The organism is Methanomassiliicoccales archaeon, from assembly GCA_029907465.1.
Classification (GTDB): domain Archaea; phylum Thermoplasmatota; class Thermoplasmata; order Methanomassiliicoccales; family JACIVX01; genus JACIVX01.
Genome location: JARYLV010000001.1, coordinates 179227 through 197957 on the forward strand (window position 1 = coordinate 179227; position 18731 = coordinate 197957).

Consider the following 18731-nt stretch of genomic DNA (forward strand, 5'->3'; position numbering starts at 1 on the left):
CTCACTGATGACACCAGAAAATGTGTTGTTGTCGGATATCGCCGTCGTACTTATCGTTGCAGGTATCAGTGCCCTTCTCTTTTCAAAAATTAAAATGCCCGCTGTTATTGGATACCTTGTTGCTGGAATTCTGCTTGGCCCTCATACGCCGCCCTTTAGTCTTGTTCAGAACACTGAATCTGTCAACCTTATGGCAAGTCTTGGTGTCATCCTTTTGATGTTCTCAATCGGTCTGGACTTTAATTTAAGGAAACTGCGGAAAATCGGACTTTTCTCGATCATTGCCGGATCGATCGAGATTCTGACAATGATGGCGATCGGATATGCGTTGGGAAATTTGATGGGGTGGAATCATCTGGAATCGATCTTTCTCGGTGCTGTGATGTCTATAAGCAGCACTGCCGTCATCATAAAAGTTCTCTCAGACTATGGGAAACTGAAAGACAGGCCCACCGAGGCGGTAATTGGAATCCTAATCATCGAAGACTTTGCCGCTGTTATGATTCTAACGATGGCAGCGCCGCTGACCAGCAACTCATCAGTCGAGATGATGACAATCATATCGATGATTGTTGGCATCATTATTTTCATCGTGATAAGCATCATTCTAGGCGCGGCTGTGATTCCGAGGATCATAAACTGGATAGCGAAGGAGCACCCAGGTGAAACACTCCTCCTTGTTTCCCTGGGACTCTGCTTCGCGATGTCCCTCGTGTCGCTGGCAATCGGTCTGAGCGTGGCGATTGGAGCGTTCATCATGGGAGTGATTATTTCACAATCTGATCATGTTGAGAAGGTCATTGAGAAAATCACGCCTGTAAAAGAAATGTTTCTTGCGATTTTTTTCGTGTCAATCGGAATGCTGATCATCCCTACATTGATCGTTGAGAATCTCTTTGCCTCAATCCTAATTGCACTTGTTTTCATCATTGGCAAGACGCTCAGCATAACATTTGCTGGATACGTCGCTAATCTCGATGCCAGGACTTCCCTTGTCGCAGGAATGAGTATGGTCGCAATGGGTGAATTTTCATTTATCATCGCGAAGCTCGCGATCGATACCGGTGCGGCCGGGGAGTTTTTCTACTCGACAATCATCGGAGTTGCCCTCATAACATCATTTGTTCTTCCATTCTCAATCAAGAAGGCCGACAAAACAGCCGATTTGATATCTGGACACTTGCCTGCGCCCCTGAGGAGCACACTCAGTGTCATCGAAAGACTGCGTGCTTCCGTAAGAGAAAGAATTGCCACCTCAGAAGAGATAAGAAGAAAAATCAGGATAGATATCACCTGGATTTTCATCGACATAACGCTGATCTTTGTGGTGACAGCCGCTGCGAACATGATATACAATTTTACGGACTTCTTGTCAGGGCTTGCTGAAATTTCACCGGGATTGCCAGCGCTCATCGTAGGATCGACTGCCGCAGCCCTCATGATACCGCCAGTGATCAGCATTATGAAAAGGATAAGGGCCATTGTTGCAGTCGTTGTCCATATAGCCCTAGATACTGGTAAATTCAACGCGATTGGTGGAAAGGTCATTTATAGAGTCTTCATGGACCTCTTCACGATCTTCATTATCATTGTGGCCGTCATATATCTAATATCGATCGTGCCGATCCCTCCAGATATGCCGTACATATCGCCTGTTGTGATTCTTATCATCGGTGCGCTGGTCGCATATCTATTCAGGGACGCTGTAAGATCACTTCACCAGAGGATGTCCCAAGCACTTTCAAAGGCAATCATTGAAGACGGGAAATCGAGGGATGGGGGATCCCCCTAAGAATCAAATAGGATGAAGGTTTTTAACAACCTAACTTATCCGATGAACACGGATTGCCAAAGGGGAGACGGGGTTTGAAGATCGTTCATTTATCTGATACCCATATTGGATACTCAGCATATTCTAAAGTGGATGAGGAAACTGGTCTCAACCAACGAGAGGTCGATGTTTTCAACGCGTTTAGGGAGACTGTCGATCGGATTTTGGAGATCCGCCCAGATGCCGTTCTTCATTCAGGCGATTTATTTGACTCGGTTAGACCGACCAACAGAGCGATATCATATGCACTCGAGCAACTGGTCCGTATCACAGAAAGGGGAATTCCAGTCGTAGTTATCGCGGGTAATCACTCGACGCCACGCCTTCAAGAAACGGGGAGTGTTTTCCGGATTTTTGAACATATTAATGGGATTAGGCCAGTTTATAAGGGTGTTTATGAGAAAATCAGAGTCGGCGATATGGTCGTCCATGCGGTTCCCCACTGTGATAGCGAGACATTAAGGGAGAATATCGAAATGATTAAACTCTGCAAAGATGCGCGGTATAACGTCATGATGCTACATGCTGGCGTTGTAGGTCTAAGCGTCTTCAAGATGGACGAATTCAACGAGGCTCTTATCCAATCATCGTATTTGAAAAAAGAGTTCGACTACATCGCTTTAGGTCACTACCACGGATACTTTGAGGTCAATGACAATGCATGTTACGCTGGTTCAACGGAAAGATTCTCCTTTGCGGAAGCAAATCAAAAGAAAGGGTTTCTTGTAATTGATCTTGAAGATGGGAAAAAAGAATTCATCGAGATCAAGACGAGGGAAATGATTGACCTCCCTATCATTGATGCGTCGAGGTTGGATGCGATTTCTTTGAAGGATCAGATCGAACTATTAATTGAATCGCAACCGCTTGACGGTAAGATCGTGCGCTTAAGGATCAAGAACCTGCGTAGCTCGCTGTATAAGACGCTCGATTTCGGGAGGATCAGGGAGATGACGAAGAGCGCCCTGGTCTTTGATTTAAGATACGATCTCATTCAAGAGAATGTAACTGTTCAGTCGTCCGCGACAATGCTGAGCTCATTGCCAAGGGAGTTTGTTTCATTCTTAGAACGATACCCTGTCGAGGGGGTAGATAAGGAAGTCATCAGAGAGCTAGGACTCGAATACCTCAATAGGGGGCTGGAAGAATCCGACTGAGATACATGGAACTTCAGAACTACAGGAAATTCAAGCATTGTGCACTCGAATTTCCAGACGGTGTTATTGGTATTATCGGCCCGAACGGCGCTGGAAAGTCTAGCCTAATTGAAGCGATTGCATGGGCGATCTATGGGAATGAAACACCAATCGTAAGAACGACGAAGGAAGGAGTCATCAGAGCCGGGGCTGGTCCAAACGAGGAGTGTCGAGTTCTGCTCGAGTTTGAGCTCGAAGGTGATTCATATAAGCTCGAGCGCTCGATGAGGGGACGGGAGCTTAAGGTCGACGCACGGCTCTTCGTCAACAACAGACCTGCGGCGAAGGGAGACCAGACAGTAACAGAGGAGATGGCAAGAAGGCTGGGTATGGATTATAAAGCCTTTTTCATTTCAGTTTTTGCGCGACAAAAGGATTTGGCGGCGTTGTCAGCGCTCCGTTCGTCTGAGCGAAAAAAACTCGTACTACGAATGCTGGAAATTGATGTTCTCGACAATGTCGTCAGCAATATCGACAAAGACGTTCGTTCTATAACAAGAGATATCACAATGTTATCTGGTCTTCTTCTTTCGCCCGAAGGCTTTAAGAAGATTGAGTTATTGAAAAAACAACTGGATGCACTGAATCTGGAACTTGAACGCGAAAGAAACGAGTTGTATCTACTCCAGGAGAAACTAAACGCCATGGAAAAAACACTGGCACAAGTGAAAGCCCGCAGGGACGAATTGAAGAATAAAGAGGAGATATTCAACCAGCTCAAGAACCGCATGATCGAAAAACGTGAGAGATTGGCGGCGTATGAAAGAAAGCGGGCGGAACTTGAGACAGAAATCGCTCGGCTTCAGGTCATTGGTAATGATATGCTTTCTCTTGAACCGAGATACATCGAATACAAGGAATTGATGAAAAAGAAAGACGAAATGGACAAATGCCTCCGTGCTTTTGAGGAGCTGAGAGTCTCAAAAATAAGACTCGAAAAATTGAAGAGTGAAAAGGCAGGAGTTGAAGGGGAGGTGATCGAAAAAAGAAAGGTGCTTGCCTCATTTGCTGATATTGAGGATCGGTTAATGACGGTTGAGAAAACAATGAAGGAGGTTGACGATCGATTGACCGAGGCTAAATACCGTCTCAGCCTTCTAGATTCCGAAATAGAGAAAGCTGAGCGTGCCATCAAAGAAACAGAAGAAAAGCAAATGGAAATCGCACGTCTCGGTCCTGAAAGTTGCTGCCCCACATGTGAAAGACCTCTTGGTGACTACCATGCTTTACTGCTTCAAAAACTCACGAAGGAAGTCGAAGAACAACAAAAATTGATTTCGCTCAGGCTTGATGAAAGAAAGACGATCGAAGAAACATTCAAAAAGGAGATTGAAAGAAAAGAGGCTCTGGAAAAAAGGAAAGGCGATTTAATTAGGAAGCAAAAAGAAGAGATAAAGCTTATATCTGAACTCGAACACCTTCAATCAAAAATTCAGGAGTTTATTTTGGAAATCAATGAGCTCGAAGTGAAGATCACCGCGTTGGAGAAGATCACTTTCGACGAGGCTGAATATCGGAGGGTCAAGCTGAGGATCCAAGAGCTCGAGAAAGTTGCTCAGAGATATCTGGAATCACGCGCGAAGTTTGAACGATTGCCAGAACTGCAAGAAGAAATGAGGACGATCGAAGAACAACTCGGGATAGAAAGGGAGTCGCTCAGGAAAGTGCGAGAACAGATTGACTCTTTGGGGTATGTCGAGGCTGAGGCAAAGGAGGCATACGAGCGTTACGAGAGAGCGCGCGAGGCAAAGCAGGAGGTCGAGATGGCCCTCAAAGAAAAAGAAGGAGATATTCGTCTCAAAGAGTTCGAGATTAAAAACATCGAAAGACAGATAAAGGATCTGGACGAGCAGGAAAGGAATCTCGCTGAGAAAACGAAGCAACTTGAAAACCTCAGCACACTCAGTGTAATAATGAAGGGATTCCGAGAGAATGTCATGTCAAAGATCGTACCAACACTCTCGGAAATTTCTTCCGCGTTGTTTACTGAGCTGACCGATTCGAAATTCGGCGGGATGGAACTCGACGATGACTACGAGATTTATATTTACGACGGTGGCGATCGGTACCCGATCTCGAGATTCTCTGGCGGTGAGGCTGACCTGGCAAATCTCTGCCTGAGACTTGCCATATCGAGGATCATTGCCGAAAGAGCTGGTAGCAGTGTTAATTTCTTGATACTTGATGAGATCTTTGGATCGCAGGATCAGACGAGAAAACGGAACATCATGAAGACACTGAATCACCTGTCAAAGCAGTTCAGCCAGATCATATTGATTACACACATTGATGACGTGAAGGATTTCATGACTCACGTGATCAATGTGAGGGAGAGGGAGGACGGGACTAGCGAGATCAGTCTAATGGGTTAAGAAGCGACTTTCCGTCTGTCGTGCGTGTCCAAATTCACTTTTCCCATATCTTGCTGAGATCGATGTGTTCTCTGACAACCCTTGTAATGAGATCGATTTTACCCTGGTCATCCGGATCAATTCTTGCTATCAGATGCTCGACCATTTCAGCAGTTGTCGCAGTGTCATACCTGACGAGAAGAATTGGAATTTGTTCCTCATATGCCTTCGCGATAACCGTCTTCTCTGGATAGAGCCCGCCGGTGAGGATAAGGCATGACGTATCGGTTGAGAGTGCGGCGATCTGGATATCGGACCTGTCTCCACCGGTGATAACCGCCTTTTTTGCTATCCTTCTGAGGTACTTGATCGCTGTCTCCGGCCGCATTGCTCCTATTGTCACTTCCTCGATGACCTTGTTGAGGCCTTCCTCCCCAACAATCACATCTGCGCCTAACGCGTCCGCGACTTCCTTGACGCGGTAATATTTAAGCTCCTTAATGGTGGGAATTGAGCCGAGAACGGGTATTCCCTTTTCATCGAGCAACGCTTCAATAGCAGGATCGTCCGTTTGGTTAAGAATGACTCCCTTGAAATTGAGCTTGTAAGTTTCCATGAGACGTTTCAGCATGCCGACCCTCTCGACCCCATTTGGATGTGAAGTCGTGACGAGGATGACATCAGCGCCGACCGCCTCCGAGAATGCGAGTCCCGAAACATCATGCAGGTAACCGGTTTGAATGATTCTTGCGCCTTCAATGAGCATATAATCGAAGTCGCATTTCACCTTATCATACGCCTTGAGAAGCCTTTCCATTGTTGTTGGTCTGAAAAGGTCGTATCGACAAGGCGAGAGCGATTCTTCGTCAAGCTCCAGACCTAGAACTTTCTTCATGAGAAACGCATCCATGTCAACGAGCCGATTATCAATAGGAATGACGTCTTCTTTAAACGGCTTGAAATAACAAACCTTCCCGGGGCAGTTTTTCGCTAACCCCAGTGTCACCATCGTTTTCCCAGCTCTTTCCACAACCGCTCCAATATAAATTGCCTTCACCTACTCTCCCTCCTTATGGTAACGAGCGCGTCAACGGCGCCACAACCCTTTCCTTCATCACCAACGATAACCGGATTGATTTCTAGTTCCGAAATCTCAGGGAAATCCAGTGCAATCTGAGCTACCCTGAATATAACATCCTTGAGTGATTCTATATCCGCCGGTTTCCTACCTCTTGCTCCTGTGAGTATTGGATATGCCTTGATAGACTGGATCATCTTGTTTACATCATCACGCGATAGCGGTGCAATTCTCTGAGATACATCCCTTAGGATTTCGACAAAAATACCGCCAAGGCCGAACGTGATGACCGGTCCAAACTGGGGATCCCTAACCATCCCAACGATGACTTCTCTACCAGTGATCATTTGCTGCACAGAGACGCCTAATATTCGTGCGTTCGGCATCCGGCTCCGGCAGCGTGCGGTGATGAGCTCAAATTGTCTTCGGACATCTTCTGGCGAGCTCACATTGACCGCAACACCTCCGACATCCGTCTTGTGGAAAATATCTGGTGATGCGATCTTCATGACGACGGGATAACCAAGTCTGTTTGCAATTTCCACCGCTTCCTCAGGAGTTTTTGCGAGTCCCTCACCGGGTACAGGTATTTCATATGCTTTGAAGATCTCCTTTCCTTCATCTTCGCTTAGTGATGTTCTTCCTTCGGAAAGAACCTTGTCAATGAGTTCCCGCACCGTCTTCTTATCGCCTTCTATCTTCACATGCTCACTTTCTATTCTTGCATTCTTTATCTTTGCGTAGCGAACCATTCCACTCAAAGCGGCCATTGCCCTATCAGGTGATTCGTAATTCGGAATCCCCGCCTTCCGCAGAATCTCAATCCCTTCCGCACAGTCTTCCCCGCCGACGAATGCCGAAACAATCGGGATCTTTGTCTTGTTAGCGAATGAAGCAAGGATCTTTGCAGTCTCCGGAATATCGACGAGATCTGTTGGGGCGAGCATGACGGCAATGCAGGAGACATTTTCGTCTTCCATCACCGTCTTGATAGCAAACTCGTACCTCGCCGCGTCCGCATCACCGATCACATCAACAGGATTATAGAAATTCGCTTGCTCCGGTAGCCTACTCTTAAGTTTCGCAATCGTCTCAGGTGAAAAAGACGCAAGGGTTAAACCATGATCCGCAGCGGCATCCGCAGCCATCACTCCCAGACCGCCAGCATTCGTAACGATCGCAACTCTATCACCATTTGGTAGCGGCATATTCGAAAACGCAAGGAGGAGATCAAAAAGTTGATCAATCGTCTTAACACGAACGATTCCTGACTGTTCCATCGCAGCATCGTAGACCGCATCGCTCCCCGAAAGTGCACCAGTATGGGACGAAGCGGCCTTTGCACCAGAACTCGTCCGCCCTGCCTTAAGTGCAATGATCGGCTTGCTCTTTGTTGTTAGTGCTGCCTGACGCATGAATTCAACACCACGTTCAGTTCCTTCAATGTACATGGCAATAACTTTTGTCTGATCGTCGTCTCGCAGATATCTGAGAAGATCGGCCTCGTCGAGATCAACTTTATTCCCAACGCTGATAAACTTTGAGAAACCGATGTTATTTTGCGATGCCCAGTCAAGGATTGTTGTGCAAATCGCACCAGATTGGGATGTAACCGAGATCGTCCCCTTTTTTGGGTAGTTGCGGGTGAAGGTCGCATTCATGTTGTGATGCGTGTTAATGAGACCAAGACAATTTGGACCAAGGATATTGATACCATATTTTCTTCCAATCTCTCCAACCTTCTTCTCGAGTTCCGCACCTTCCTTGCCGCTCTCCTTGAACCCTGATGTAATAATAATAACAGATCTGACACCCTTTTGACCGGCCTCTTCCATGATCCTTGGAACCAAGACATTCGGGACAACGATAATTGCAAGGTCTACATTTCCAGGAATTGCGCCCAGTGAAGGATAGCACTTAAGACCGAGAATCTCGTCAGCCTTTGGATTGACTGGATAGATTTTCCCTTCGAAGCCAGAGGCAATAAGGTTCCTTACGACGACATGACCGACTTTAGACTCTTCCCTCGCAGCGCCAACAACAGCGATCGACTCAGGCTCGAATAGGGTTTTCATCTTACTACTCCCTACTTAGTGTTGCCGGATTAGGCCCTATCGGATCTCGATATTTGAAAGTTATGATTCATCTCAGATTCATCCAAATAATAATTGGAATTAAAGGTGCCCAACTTCATTTGGTTTTGCACGTGCACCTCCTTTTCACGATGGGGTATTGAAAGAAGATCCATCATCTGCAGCGCATTCTTAACGGCCTTTGCGCTACCATGATTATTGAAATAGACACGGATCTCTTTAGTCTCAGATTGCATTTTCTTAATTCTCTCTTTCCACGGTTCGAGCTGATCCTCTGAATAAAGATAATCATACCGATTGATTCGAAAGTCATCTTCTTTTTCGTCGTCAAACCAGATATCGTAGTTTCGGCCATGAAATCGAATATAAGAATGATATGATGTCAGTTGATCTATGAAAGGAAATCCAGGTCCATCCACGACGACCAGCGCCACGTTGAATTTCTTGAGAAGGTCGATCACCTCCCCAACGACGCGACTCCCTGAATCATCGATCCATGACCTGTGCCGGAATTCAATGGCGTAACGGTATCGATCACAGGCGACGGATGAAAGGAGTGTTGTAAGCGACAAAATCGAATCAGGACCATACTTGAAATACGGAGATAATTGGATGAGAGCAACACCCAAGAGATCCTCCTTTGCAAGTGGCGCAATACAAATTTCTTCGAAGGACCGGGCTTGTCGAACCGCGGCTTCAACCTTTCCATTGACGAGTGAATCGTGAGTGATGAGCTGCGGCACCTTGACTGAGAACTCAAATTCACCAAGAGATGATGCTTTTGAGATCCATGACCGTACGAGAAATTCGCTCGGCGGTCTGTAGAAAGTGCTGTTGATTTCTACAGTCTTGAAGAATTGAGCATAATATCGTAGCCATTCCTCCTTCCTTTTCGCCAGGTAAAGAGGATAGAATCTTCCGACCCAATCATCGTATGACCAGCCACTGCAACCCACTAAGACGGTCATCGAATTTCTATTGATCATCGGTAGATAAAAACTTTCGCAGCCGTTGAATGATGAAACCCGGTAGATCATCACGGTTGCCCAGGGAAACAACAAGAATCTCGACATCCTCTCTTTCTCTGATCGCGTCGAAAAAAGGATCGCCCCTCTCTGCAATCGTCCCAATGACAGGCTTCGGAGAGTCAAGTGCCGCGATTACCGCAGATCTGAATAATGGCGATAGGACTTCCATCTTTCCGATCTCGTCAATGATCACGATATTCTTAGTCATCATTGCTTTCCGGATGGATGCGACTGCAACCTGGTCAATGTCTTCGAGATTGACGCCGTATTTGCCAACTTTTGGCACATTAGACAGAGAGACATCAGCAAGAATACCGCTCATTCCGTCCAATGTGATGATCTCAAATCCTTTTCTGATCCCTTTTATTCTCACCTCAGTCGTGTAAAACCCACCACATTCGTTTTCAAGAGTTTTTGCGACTTTTGTTATGACAGTCGTCTTGCCAATGCCTGGTGGGCCCGTGATCAGGAAGTTCTTTTTGATTTTAGAGCTAGATGCCATTGGAATCACGCATCAAAGCATTGTAATTCTAGACCAACGAATGACAAATTAGGAACATCTAAATTTAAATATCCATGTGATACTAAATATAAATGCCCGAAGAGGTCGGGATCGAAAATTCCCAATAAATCTTCGGGTGGACAGGGTATCGTTAAAATGGGTCGCTCCAGGAACGACGATGTGGCATCGGGTCATGACTGGAGACCAACCCCGGTACTCAACAAGCCCCAGCCTGGGTCAGTGTGGTGAGGCGGGTGTTTCCCTGCGATGACCCAACCTGTTAGGGCTGGGGGACACCTTTTCCACCAGCCTTCATTCGAAGTTTTCTCCGGAAAAACCAAATTCTATGAGACCATCTAGACGATTGGTGGCGCGGTACATCAGGAAGGGTATCTGCAATCGTTGCGGCGATTGTTGTAAGCCGCGATTCGAAATCGATGAAGAAGCAAGAAAATTCTATGCTGAAAATGGTCTGCCAGAGAACGGACAATGTCAATTTCTTGCATTGATCGGGGGCGAATGGACATGCACGATTTACTCAAGGAGGCCCCCATTTTGTGCCGCATTCCCGTGGCATCCAGATCAACTTAAGGGACTCCCGAGGTGCTCCTATTATTTCGTAATAGAAGATCAGGATTAGCGAAGATAGACTGACCCGAGCCTCTTACTCCAAAACCAATTGTCATCTGTAGACGCTTCCTCTTTCGCTCGGATATACTGCTCGATGCGGGAATCCATGTCATCGGCGAGTGAAACCGCTGCGGCTTCAGGAAACATCGGCGTCCTTGGTGATCCCAGTTCAGGTTTTCCATGATGGCTCAACAGAATGTGACAAGTCTTGATCTTGAGGTTTTCAGGGAAGTCAGGAATCGAATCACACGCCCTCGAAACCATTTCAGATCCGATGACAAGATGCCCGCGAAGCATTCCATCGTCCGTTTCCTCGATGCTCGTTTTGATGCGGTATTCCTCGATCTTTCCAATATCATGAAGCACCGCACCAGTAATGAGTAGATCGCGATCGAGATTTTGGTATAATCTTGACAGGAACTCACATATTTGCGTGACACGCAATGTATGCTCAAGCAGTCCTCCTACCCAATTACCATGGATCGATATAGACGCTGGTGCATGCTTGAATTGCTCAACAAATAACTCATCCGAAAAGAAGGTCGATAAAAGAGATCGAAGAAATGAATTTTCAACTTTCTTAATGAAAGAGTTGATAGTTGACATCATTTGATCAAGGTCTTTGTCACTGATAGCAACAAAATCCTTTATATCATAAAAACCTGGCTGAACCACGGAGATGGAGTCATCACTTTCAGCATTAACACCGATCTCCATAACATCCTTATATTCACATACCACGCCTCGCACCCTGATGACATCACCGTTCTTGAGGCTGTCATAAAGCTCCCGAATCGTCTCTTCGTCACCCGTTCCCCAGTATTTCAAATTCATCTGGCCAGTTCTATCAGAAATACGTAACTCGAACGCAAATCCTCCTGCATATCGGCGGGGCGGTTTCTTGTATTTAATTGAAAAAAGATCGTCGATCTCTTCGCCAACAACAAGATCCCTAATAAATCGCTTTTTCAACTGCTTGATCTCCATTTGCATGCACCTCAATTCATCCTACTCAAATATCCCCAGTCAATAACATGCTTCCGCAAGCCACTCTACCCTTAGCAATTTTCTTCAACCAAAGTTCTGCCTCATTCCATTCAGGAAACATTTTCTCTCGCCTCCTGAATTCTGGTCCATGACCGGCAAAAAGCTGCTCAGAACTCATCTCAAGATGTAACAGTTCATGGTAAAGGACGTAAGCGGGAACGATCGGTGGTACAGACGGGGAATCTAGCAGCGAACTAATCGCTATCACCTTCATGATAACGCTACAACATCCAACACGGCTTTTATTACCATTGATCGTCCACGTAAGATATGCATCTGGCCGCTCTCTGACAAGTCCGGTTTCCTCAAGCTGGCGACGAATCTCTTCCAAATTGAACGTGGAGCCCAATGGTGATAACTTGAGATTTCTGCTGCGCTGAAGATAGATCGGGCGATTCTTCTCAACAAACTCTCTGGACTGGATCCAGTTCTTGAACGTTTCTCCGTATGATTCTTTCCTGTTCCTCGATTTTATTCTGCAAAAGAGTGAGCGGGCAAAATCTTCGATAATCTCTTCATCTGCCCAACACATATAATCGGATATGCGAAGAGAGAGCTGCGATCCTCTTCTTATCCAGGTACCCTTCAACTCCTTAAACGGGTAAAATTGTGCTCTGATCTGACCATAACCGTATTCTTTACCGACCGCATTTATGACCCTCTCAAGGGTTGCATCGCCCAATAATCTCAATCGACCGCCTCCTGCTTCGGAAGAAGAATAAAACCGTCGTCATTGTTTCCAATAGACTCAGTGCGGCGCCCCCTATTTCTCCAATGCGAATACACGCATACTGCGCCTAAAAGTGCATCGATCTTATCCATAACACTTGCCAGATCTCTCTTAGACGCGCAATTAATTTCTGCCTTCAATTCTGAAGGAATTTCTAATGAAGGCTCCCATCGTTTCGCGAGATAGAGAGCCCGAAGGGCTTCTTTACGCCTTTTGCGTTCATCTCCCCTCTTATATGATGGGACATTTCCATTTGTAACGATGTGGAGCAAGCCATAAGGATAGATTTCGAATAGAACCATTTTCTCATCAAAAGATTGATCTGGAAACTTGAAACCCTGCGACAATAATTTCAATGCTATGGTCTCCCCACGGCAACCACCGAATTTTCGTTCGAAAAAAACGCGATTCGTTGGTAAGAGTCGAATGCCTTTCGAGAAAAGTGTCCTCTCACACTCCCTTAACCCACTACGATCTGGGATGATCAGCGGTGCATCAATCCCTAGCCAAGTATGATTCTTCTCAGTGGCTTTATCGATAATCTCTTCATCAGATGTCACAAGCTCGATCTTTTCAACTCGACCTCTAGAAGTTAGTAGGCAAATAGCTGTTCCCTTATCCCGTGGAGGATTCATCTTCCATCCAAGATCGATACCGATGAAGTGCACAAAATCTCACCAACTATTTAAAAAAGATTAATGTAATTACTGCTTTAAGTCACCTGCTTTCGCAGCACACAAACCCAGTAACCAAACCTTAACATTTTAGAGCTCACTTGATGTAGATCTGTAAGGTCTTTGAATGATAATTTCGAAAAAACCCATCGTCTAAATTTGACCTCTACCCATCGGCGAAAACATCCCGCCGCCATCAATTAATGAATGGAACCTACTGTTTAAATGCTGGCTTGGACACTCTACCCATATTAATTACTTCATTTATCTTGTCCGTCAGACCCGGCAGAGTGTTCCGTTGGTTCTCTGCTCGCTACCCTTTCATAAATGAGCACAGGGCATTTCGCGTTTTGAACAATCTTATCTTGAGTCGGTCCGAAGACAAACTTCTTCCAGCGCCTCTTCACACCGACACCGATCACGAGGAGGTCATAATCCATTGACTCTGCAACGACCCCACCGATGATCGTCTCCGGTCTGATTTCTTTGGTGATCACCTGCACCCCGGCGGATTTAACTATTTCCATCAAGCGCTTAGAATATTCGATTGCCTTTAGCCGGTAGCGTTCGTCCACTATAACATTGAGTATTGTGACCCTCGCGGCGCTCACCCTTGCAATCTCTGCCGCAATCTCTGTTGCCTTGCTTACGTGCCATAATCCTCCCGATAAAACCAAGATATTCTCGGGCCTCAGTTTCTCTTCATCTCTCATCACAATCACGTCGCAAGGCGTTCCTCTCAAAATGTCATCCAATTTTCTCCCGAAAATCCTCTTCTTCGTTCTCGTATACCCTTTCCAACCAAGAATGATCATATTGGCCTCTTCTTCCTTCGCTGTGTCGATGATCGCGGTGACAATATCGTGGGATACGGAAACAAGCGCCCTGGTGGGGACGCCTCTCAGCTCAGCGTACACTTTGAGTTTTTCCAGCATTTTTTTCCTTTCCTCAACGATTTTCTTGTCGACCGCGTCAATGGGGACAGCCGTCGGTACTTCAACAATATTGGTGAGGAGAATCTCCCCGTGATTCTTTGAGGCAACAATACACCCCAGGTCGATCAGTCCGACGTTCCTTGGATCATCGACGGGTATCATAACCCTGAATTTTCTCAACTCCTCTGGAGTTAGCAGCATCCTGGCTGGAACTTCGATTTTTTCAATTTCTTTACGCCCCTTTGCAAAGTAATGAATGAGAAGCCCAGAATAAATCACAGCAAGGGCAATATACCACGCAAGAGGTTCAAAATTGAAAAGGGACGCGGCCAAAAAGACTTTAGCTCCAATCGCAATAAGTGGCAAGATTGGAAAGAGTGGAATCAAAAAATGTCTTTTCGCATCCGGTCTTTTCCATCTCAATGCAATTGCCGATATATTGACGAGTATGAAAAGAAGCAATATCAGGATGTCAGCGACGGCAGCGACTTGTGCAATCGGCAAGAAGGCTGAAGCAAATATAATAATACCGCCACTTAGGAAGATGGCAACCGATGGCGTATGATTCTTTCGATTGAGTCTTCCAAAAACCGTTGGCAGATTGCCGTCGCGCCCCATAGCAAAGGAGACGCGTGAAGATGAGAAGATCACGGAGTTTACGGCAGCGATTGACCCAATGATTATACCCACTGATATAATCGCCCCGCCGAGAACAGGAACGACCTTTTGGGAGGCTACGACGAGCGCCTCCTGCCCCTTTCCGATCGAGGCTAACTGAGCAATCGGTTCCCATCCCATAACTGCAATCGTCAGCGCGGTGATCGCGATGAAGAGAATGGCGCTGATGGTGATACAGAGAAACATCGCGCGTGGAACTGTTCTCTCAGGATCCTTTGCTTCCTCACCAGTTTGTGCAACGATTTCGTAGCCTTCAAAGATCATGAAAGTAAAGCCCATTGAAGTCGCAATACTCATGTAGCCCATTGGGATAAATGGTTCAAACGCGTCTTGTACTCCGTTGCCGCTCAGTAATGCGATGATACAGAAAATCATGTAGATCCCAATGATACCGATGAGCATCACCGAGATGATGACCTCAGATCTCCCGGCTCCTTTTACACCACGGTAATTGAGAAAGATAAAGAAAATCGAGATGCCGACAGCGAAGAGCTTCGAGATTGTTTCAGAAGAGAGGCCGATAAGGGAGATACCGTATTGGGCGAAGATCGCACTTACTCCGAGGCCAAAACCTAACGCGTAAACAGCGCAAGCGATGCAATGGCCTACCCACGACATCCATCCACCCAGAAAACCCATCGGAGGGAAAAGTGCTTCCTTAATCCACATGTATCCGCCGCCAGTCTCTGGGAAAGCACTTGAAAGTTCGGCATACGACATCGCTGTAAGGAGCGTGATAATGAAATTGAGGACGAGGGCGAGAAGGATTGCGGGGCCTGCAATCCCGATGGCGATGCCAACAAGAACGAAGATTGTCGAACCGATATTCGGCCCGATTCCTATCATTAAGACTTCCAAAAGTCCGAGGTCCCTTCGCAATGTGACCTCTACGCTTGACGGCCCTGAGCCTTCTTTGTCGGCCATGATCGTCGCACTGTTATGGGGTGGGGTGAAATAAGTATTTCCACAGTAATTATTGAGTTGATAAGACACCGAGAGTTGATCATAAACCTGAGCCAAGGATAAATTGGGATGGGACAACACGCTCAGAGTATCTTATGTAGTGTATTCTAGGAGGAGTACAGCAGATCAATGATCAGGAATCCAATAGAAAATGAGCTCCTGACCTTCTTTCTGTTTACCTAAATATCTCATCCATGTCTATTCTCATAGCCTAGACCCTACTAGCTGCCTCTCAATTGAAATTAATTCAATCGTCTCCTGTATGGAGTTCATCAACTGGTCTTTAGGCATCGATTGGGCGGAATTTGGGACTGGTCAAAATTGGAATACAAGACGGATAAGCTATCAACATTAAATCTGGATCCAAAGAATGCCCTCCTGCCTACTAAGGATTTCTTTCCACTGGAACATGACCCCAAGATACGAGGATATAAGCGTATTCAACTCCTTTCTCAGTATTCTTATTCAATTTCACGGACGACGGTGAGAAGAGTCTTAGCACCTCTATTCTGCAGCATCCACCTTCGAGAGATCACCCCGACCCCGCAAGCTTTCGACATTATGGACGTGTACATGTTCTCCTTTTTTTATGCCTGAAGTTGCCCTCCCGATGACCTCACCATATTTGATAATCTCTGATCCTTCTGGAATATACATAAGTGCGATCTTGTGCCCGAAAGGAATATCCTGGACGACTTTGACCTCCTCCTCTTTTACCCCTTTAATCACAACTATTTCGCCTGATTGGATATCGGTTAGTGCCGTTGCCACATTGTCTTTTTCATTGATCTTAATTGCCTTTCGTTTCATGAGACTTTACCTCCTTCCTTCAGAACGGGTAACACATCACCCCCATGATGAATGACGCCCACGGTGGCATCAATCCCATGTTTTTCAAAAGCCAAGTTCAAGGCATCTTCTACTGAATCGGCGTGCCCCATATTCATTTTCTGCTTCATCTCTCTTGTTAGCCCCTTCGATACAACAAGGACATTAACGCCTTCTACACCTTTCTTTATAAGCATAAGAAGGGAACCTGCCACCTTGTCATCAATCTGATCGCACTTCATCATCTGCTTGAGCTCCTGATAAGTCTTGCAGCCCTTCTCAGCGAGGAACGGATGCGTCGGAGAGAGGCCATCGGGAGCAGCTGTGACAAAAATCACGGTTCCGCCGTCTTTGACAACACGTCTGGAATACGAGAGTGGCTTCGTGGCCTGCCACATATCAAGATCTGCTGGATATGCTTCAACGATCACGATATCTGCCTTCTTCTCGACTTCTCTCACAAAAATACGCCTTGAGATATCAATCCCCGCGTCGTGGGCGATGATAGGATCGCCAGCGACAACTTTAACGAGCTGCCCCTTACTATTGATAACGGCATTGACGATAAATCGCAACCCTGCTTTCAAAGCGACGGCACGCATCTCCTGCATCACCTTGTTCCCTTGCACGCCCGCGTAATCGAGCACCCTTTCGTCATCATCAAAAATCAAGTAATGTGTTGCAGCCGTCGTCTCGGGACCACAAATCCCTGGCTGAACAATTTTCGCTCCACCCGAAAACCCAGCCCAGCAATGGGGAACAATACTCCCGACCCCGATGAGAAAATCCGCCTCATACGCAATGCGATTAATCGTCACAGGAGTCCCATTCGCGGTCGTGCCGATATATACGAGATTTTGAGGATCCATCCACTCATGATTAACGACCCTAACCCTCGAAACGACCTCGCTTCCGAAGTTCTTTACAATCTCCTCTTCAGTCATATACCGATGGGTACCCAAGCCGATGAGAACCGTGATCTTCTCATCACTAACGCCAGCAAGATTGAGCTCGTCAAGAATCACGGGCAGAATAACTTTCTTGGGTGTCGAGCGGGTGAAATCATCGGCGATAATAACGACATCCATATGCGGTTTGACCAATTTGCTTAATCTTTCGCAGTGGATAGGATTTGAGACAGCATCTACTACGGCTTTGCGCTCGTCATCAACAGCAGCTAGATCATTCGGCGATAGCTCCCAGATAAGGTTCTTTTCCGGGATTTCCACTATATCTTCATCATTTCCGTGTCTAATTGGGACTTCCATACTATTCATTGTAGTAATGAAAAATCAATGACTTACATATTATCCCAAATATCGGAAACCGATTCGAAACAGTAGCAAGACGCGAGAGATCGGGAGCAAAATTCTCGTGTTAACATTTGTTCATAAGAAAGCCATTTATAATAGTGGCTCTGGTCGACGATCCTCATATCCAAAGGGTAATAAGGCTCGATGGATGACAAGGCTGCCCTCAAAGTGATATGCACGATTGAGCACTAACCTTTTTCCGATTTCAGATACAGCAAAGACAGGTATGGCCACTCCTATTTGAATCTTCGATACCTTTCCCACAACTTCCCTTACAGAGCGTGAAGCACATCCCCACACGACATCTGCATATTCTGCAAGCGTTCTCGCTTCCCTTTCCCCTATACCTGTATTATGCACGGCAAAAACGATCGGCCGCACGCCTAGCCGGTCTCCCATTTCCTTGAGAAGCTTTGCATCATCAGCCCTTTGGCCTGTAATCGTGACGACAATTTTCCTAAATCCGAGTTCTACAGCCCTTCTAAATCCCTGGACCTGATCAATAGTGCATGCCTCGTCTACAACAAGACAACCTTTCTCCTTCAGCTTGCTGATGACTTCCGGGATCGGATCGGTAGATATCAGACCAGTCATGTGTGCACCAATCGCTTGCAGGATATTTGGCTCATGAACAACAACCGTCCCAGCGCCCTCGCAGACAACCACAGCTGCATCCACAAGGCCTTCCAGCATTGCGTCCATTATTATCTCTGAAGCACCAAAAGAAACTGGTTTCTCATGAGATTCAAGTATCCTATCGGATCCGTACATGCCATACTCATCCATATGTTTCCTCAACACCCTCTCGACTGTCTCCTTGCTTTCTTCCTCACATCCATAGAGCTCTTTTCTCA

General features: G+C 46.2%; 15 protein-coding genes. 4 read left to right on the forward strand and 11 right to left on the reverse strand.

The annotated features are described in order from the left end of the window. Positions 1-7 precede the first annotated feature (7 nt). From QHH00_00820 to QHH00_00830, 3 genes are read left to right on the forward strand one after another with little or no spacing between them, the layout of a single operon-like run. Positions 8-1792, forward strand: a complete 1785-nt coding sequence (locus QHH00_00820) for a cation:proton antiporter (protein ID MDH7507927.1) — start codon at positions 8-10, stop codon at positions 1790-1792. A 53-nt stretch (positions 1793-1845) separates the two neighbouring features. After that, positions 1846-2988 (forward strand): exonuclease SbcCD subunit D, encoded by a 1143-nt coding sequence (locus QHH00_00825; protein MDH7507928.1) that lies wholly within the window; start codon positions 1846-1848, stop codon positions 2986-2988. Positions 2989-2993: 5 nt separating this feature from the next. Continuing rightward, positions 2994-5399 carry an SMC family ATPase gene (locus tag QHH00_00830; GenBank protein MDH7507929.1) on the forward strand — a complete coding sequence of 802 codons (2406 nt, stop codon included), beginning with the start codon at positions 2994-2996 and terminating at the stop codon, positions 5397-5399. 34 nt (positions 5400-5433) lie between these two features. Here QHH00_00830 and QHH00_00835 read toward each other — a convergent pair whose 3' ends face one another. The 4 genes from QHH00_00835 to QHH00_00850 are packed head-to-tail and all read right to left on the reverse strand — an operon-like array spanning position 5434 to position 10079. Next, positions 5434-6435, reverse strand: a complete 1002-nt coding sequence (locus QHH00_00835) for a DRTGG domain-containing protein (protein ID MDH7507930.1) — start codon at positions 6433-6435, stop codon at positions 5434-5436. Next, complete coding sequence (locus QHH00_00840; protein MDH7507931.1) at positions 6432-8531, reverse strand: acetate--CoA ligase; 2100 nt, start codon at positions 8529-8531, stop codon at positions 6432-6434. The genes QHH00_00835 and QHH00_00840 overlap by 4 nt, the downstream gene beginning before the upstream one ends. Positions 8532-8560: 29 nt before the next feature. After that, positions 8561-9517, reverse strand: coding sequence for a DUF72 domain-containing protein (locus tag QHH00_00845; protein MDH7507932.1), 957 nt, complete (start codon positions 9515-9517; stop codon positions 8561-8563). Positions 9518-9524: 7 nt separating this feature from the next. Then, positions 9525-10079, reverse strand: coding sequence for an NTPase (locus QHH00_00850; protein MDH7507933.1), 555 nt, complete (start codon positions 10077-10079; stop codon positions 9525-9527). Between the two features lie 367 nt (positions 10080-10446). Between QHH00_00850 and QHH00_00855 the strand changes: the two genes are divergently transcribed. After that, positions 10447-10719, forward strand: a complete 273-nt coding sequence (locus QHH00_00855; protein MDH7507934.1) for a YkgJ family cysteine cluster protein — start codon at positions 10447-10449, stop codon at positions 10717-10719. Here QHH00_00855 and QHH00_00860 read toward each other — a convergent pair. The 7 genes from QHH00_00860 to QHH00_00890 form a co-directional block, all read right to left on the reverse strand. After that, positions 10716-11696, reverse strand: a complete 981-nt coding sequence (locus QHH00_00860) for an HD domain-containing protein (GenBank protein ID MDH7507935.1) — start codon at positions 11694-11696, stop codon at positions 10716-10718. The two genes, QHH00_00855 and QHH00_00860, sit on opposite strands and share 4 nt — an antisense overlap. A 25-nt stretch (positions 11697-11721) precedes the next feature. Next, positions 11722-12447, reverse strand: a complete 726-nt coding sequence (locus QHH00_00865) for a DUF45 domain-containing protein (protein MDH7507936.1) — start codon at positions 12445-12447, stop codon at positions 11722-11724. Then, positions 12444-13154, reverse strand: a complete 711-nt coding sequence (locus QHH00_00870) for a DUF429 domain-containing protein (GenBank protein MDH7507937.1) — start codon at positions 13152-13154, stop codon at positions 12444-12446. The genes QHH00_00865 and QHH00_00870 overlap by 4 nt, the downstream gene beginning before the upstream one ends. A gap of 266 nt (positions 13155-13420) precedes the next feature. Next, positions 13421-15697, reverse strand: a complete 2277-nt coding sequence (locus QHH00_00875) for an amino acid permease (protein ID MDH7507938.1) — start codon at positions 15695-15697, stop codon at positions 13421-13423. Between the two features lie 543 nt (positions 15698-16240). Then, on the reverse strand, positions 16241-16546 hold the full coding sequence (locus QHH00_00880; GenBank protein MDH7507939.1) for a UxaA family hydrolase: 306 nt from the start codon (positions 16544-16546) through the stop codon (positions 16241-16243). Next, entirely contained in the window at positions 16543-17832 is a 1290-nt protein-coding gene (gene larA / locus QHH00_00885; GenBank protein MDH7507940.1) for a nickel-dependent lactate racemase, read from the reverse strand. The genes QHH00_00880 and larA overlap by 4 nt, the downstream gene beginning before the upstream one ends. 135 nt (positions 17833-17967) lie before the next feature. Beyond that, positions 17968-18731, reverse strand: a 764-nt coding sequence (locus QHH00_00890) for a DUF2099 family protein (protein MDH7507941.1), incomplete at its 5' end; no start/stop codon positions are given.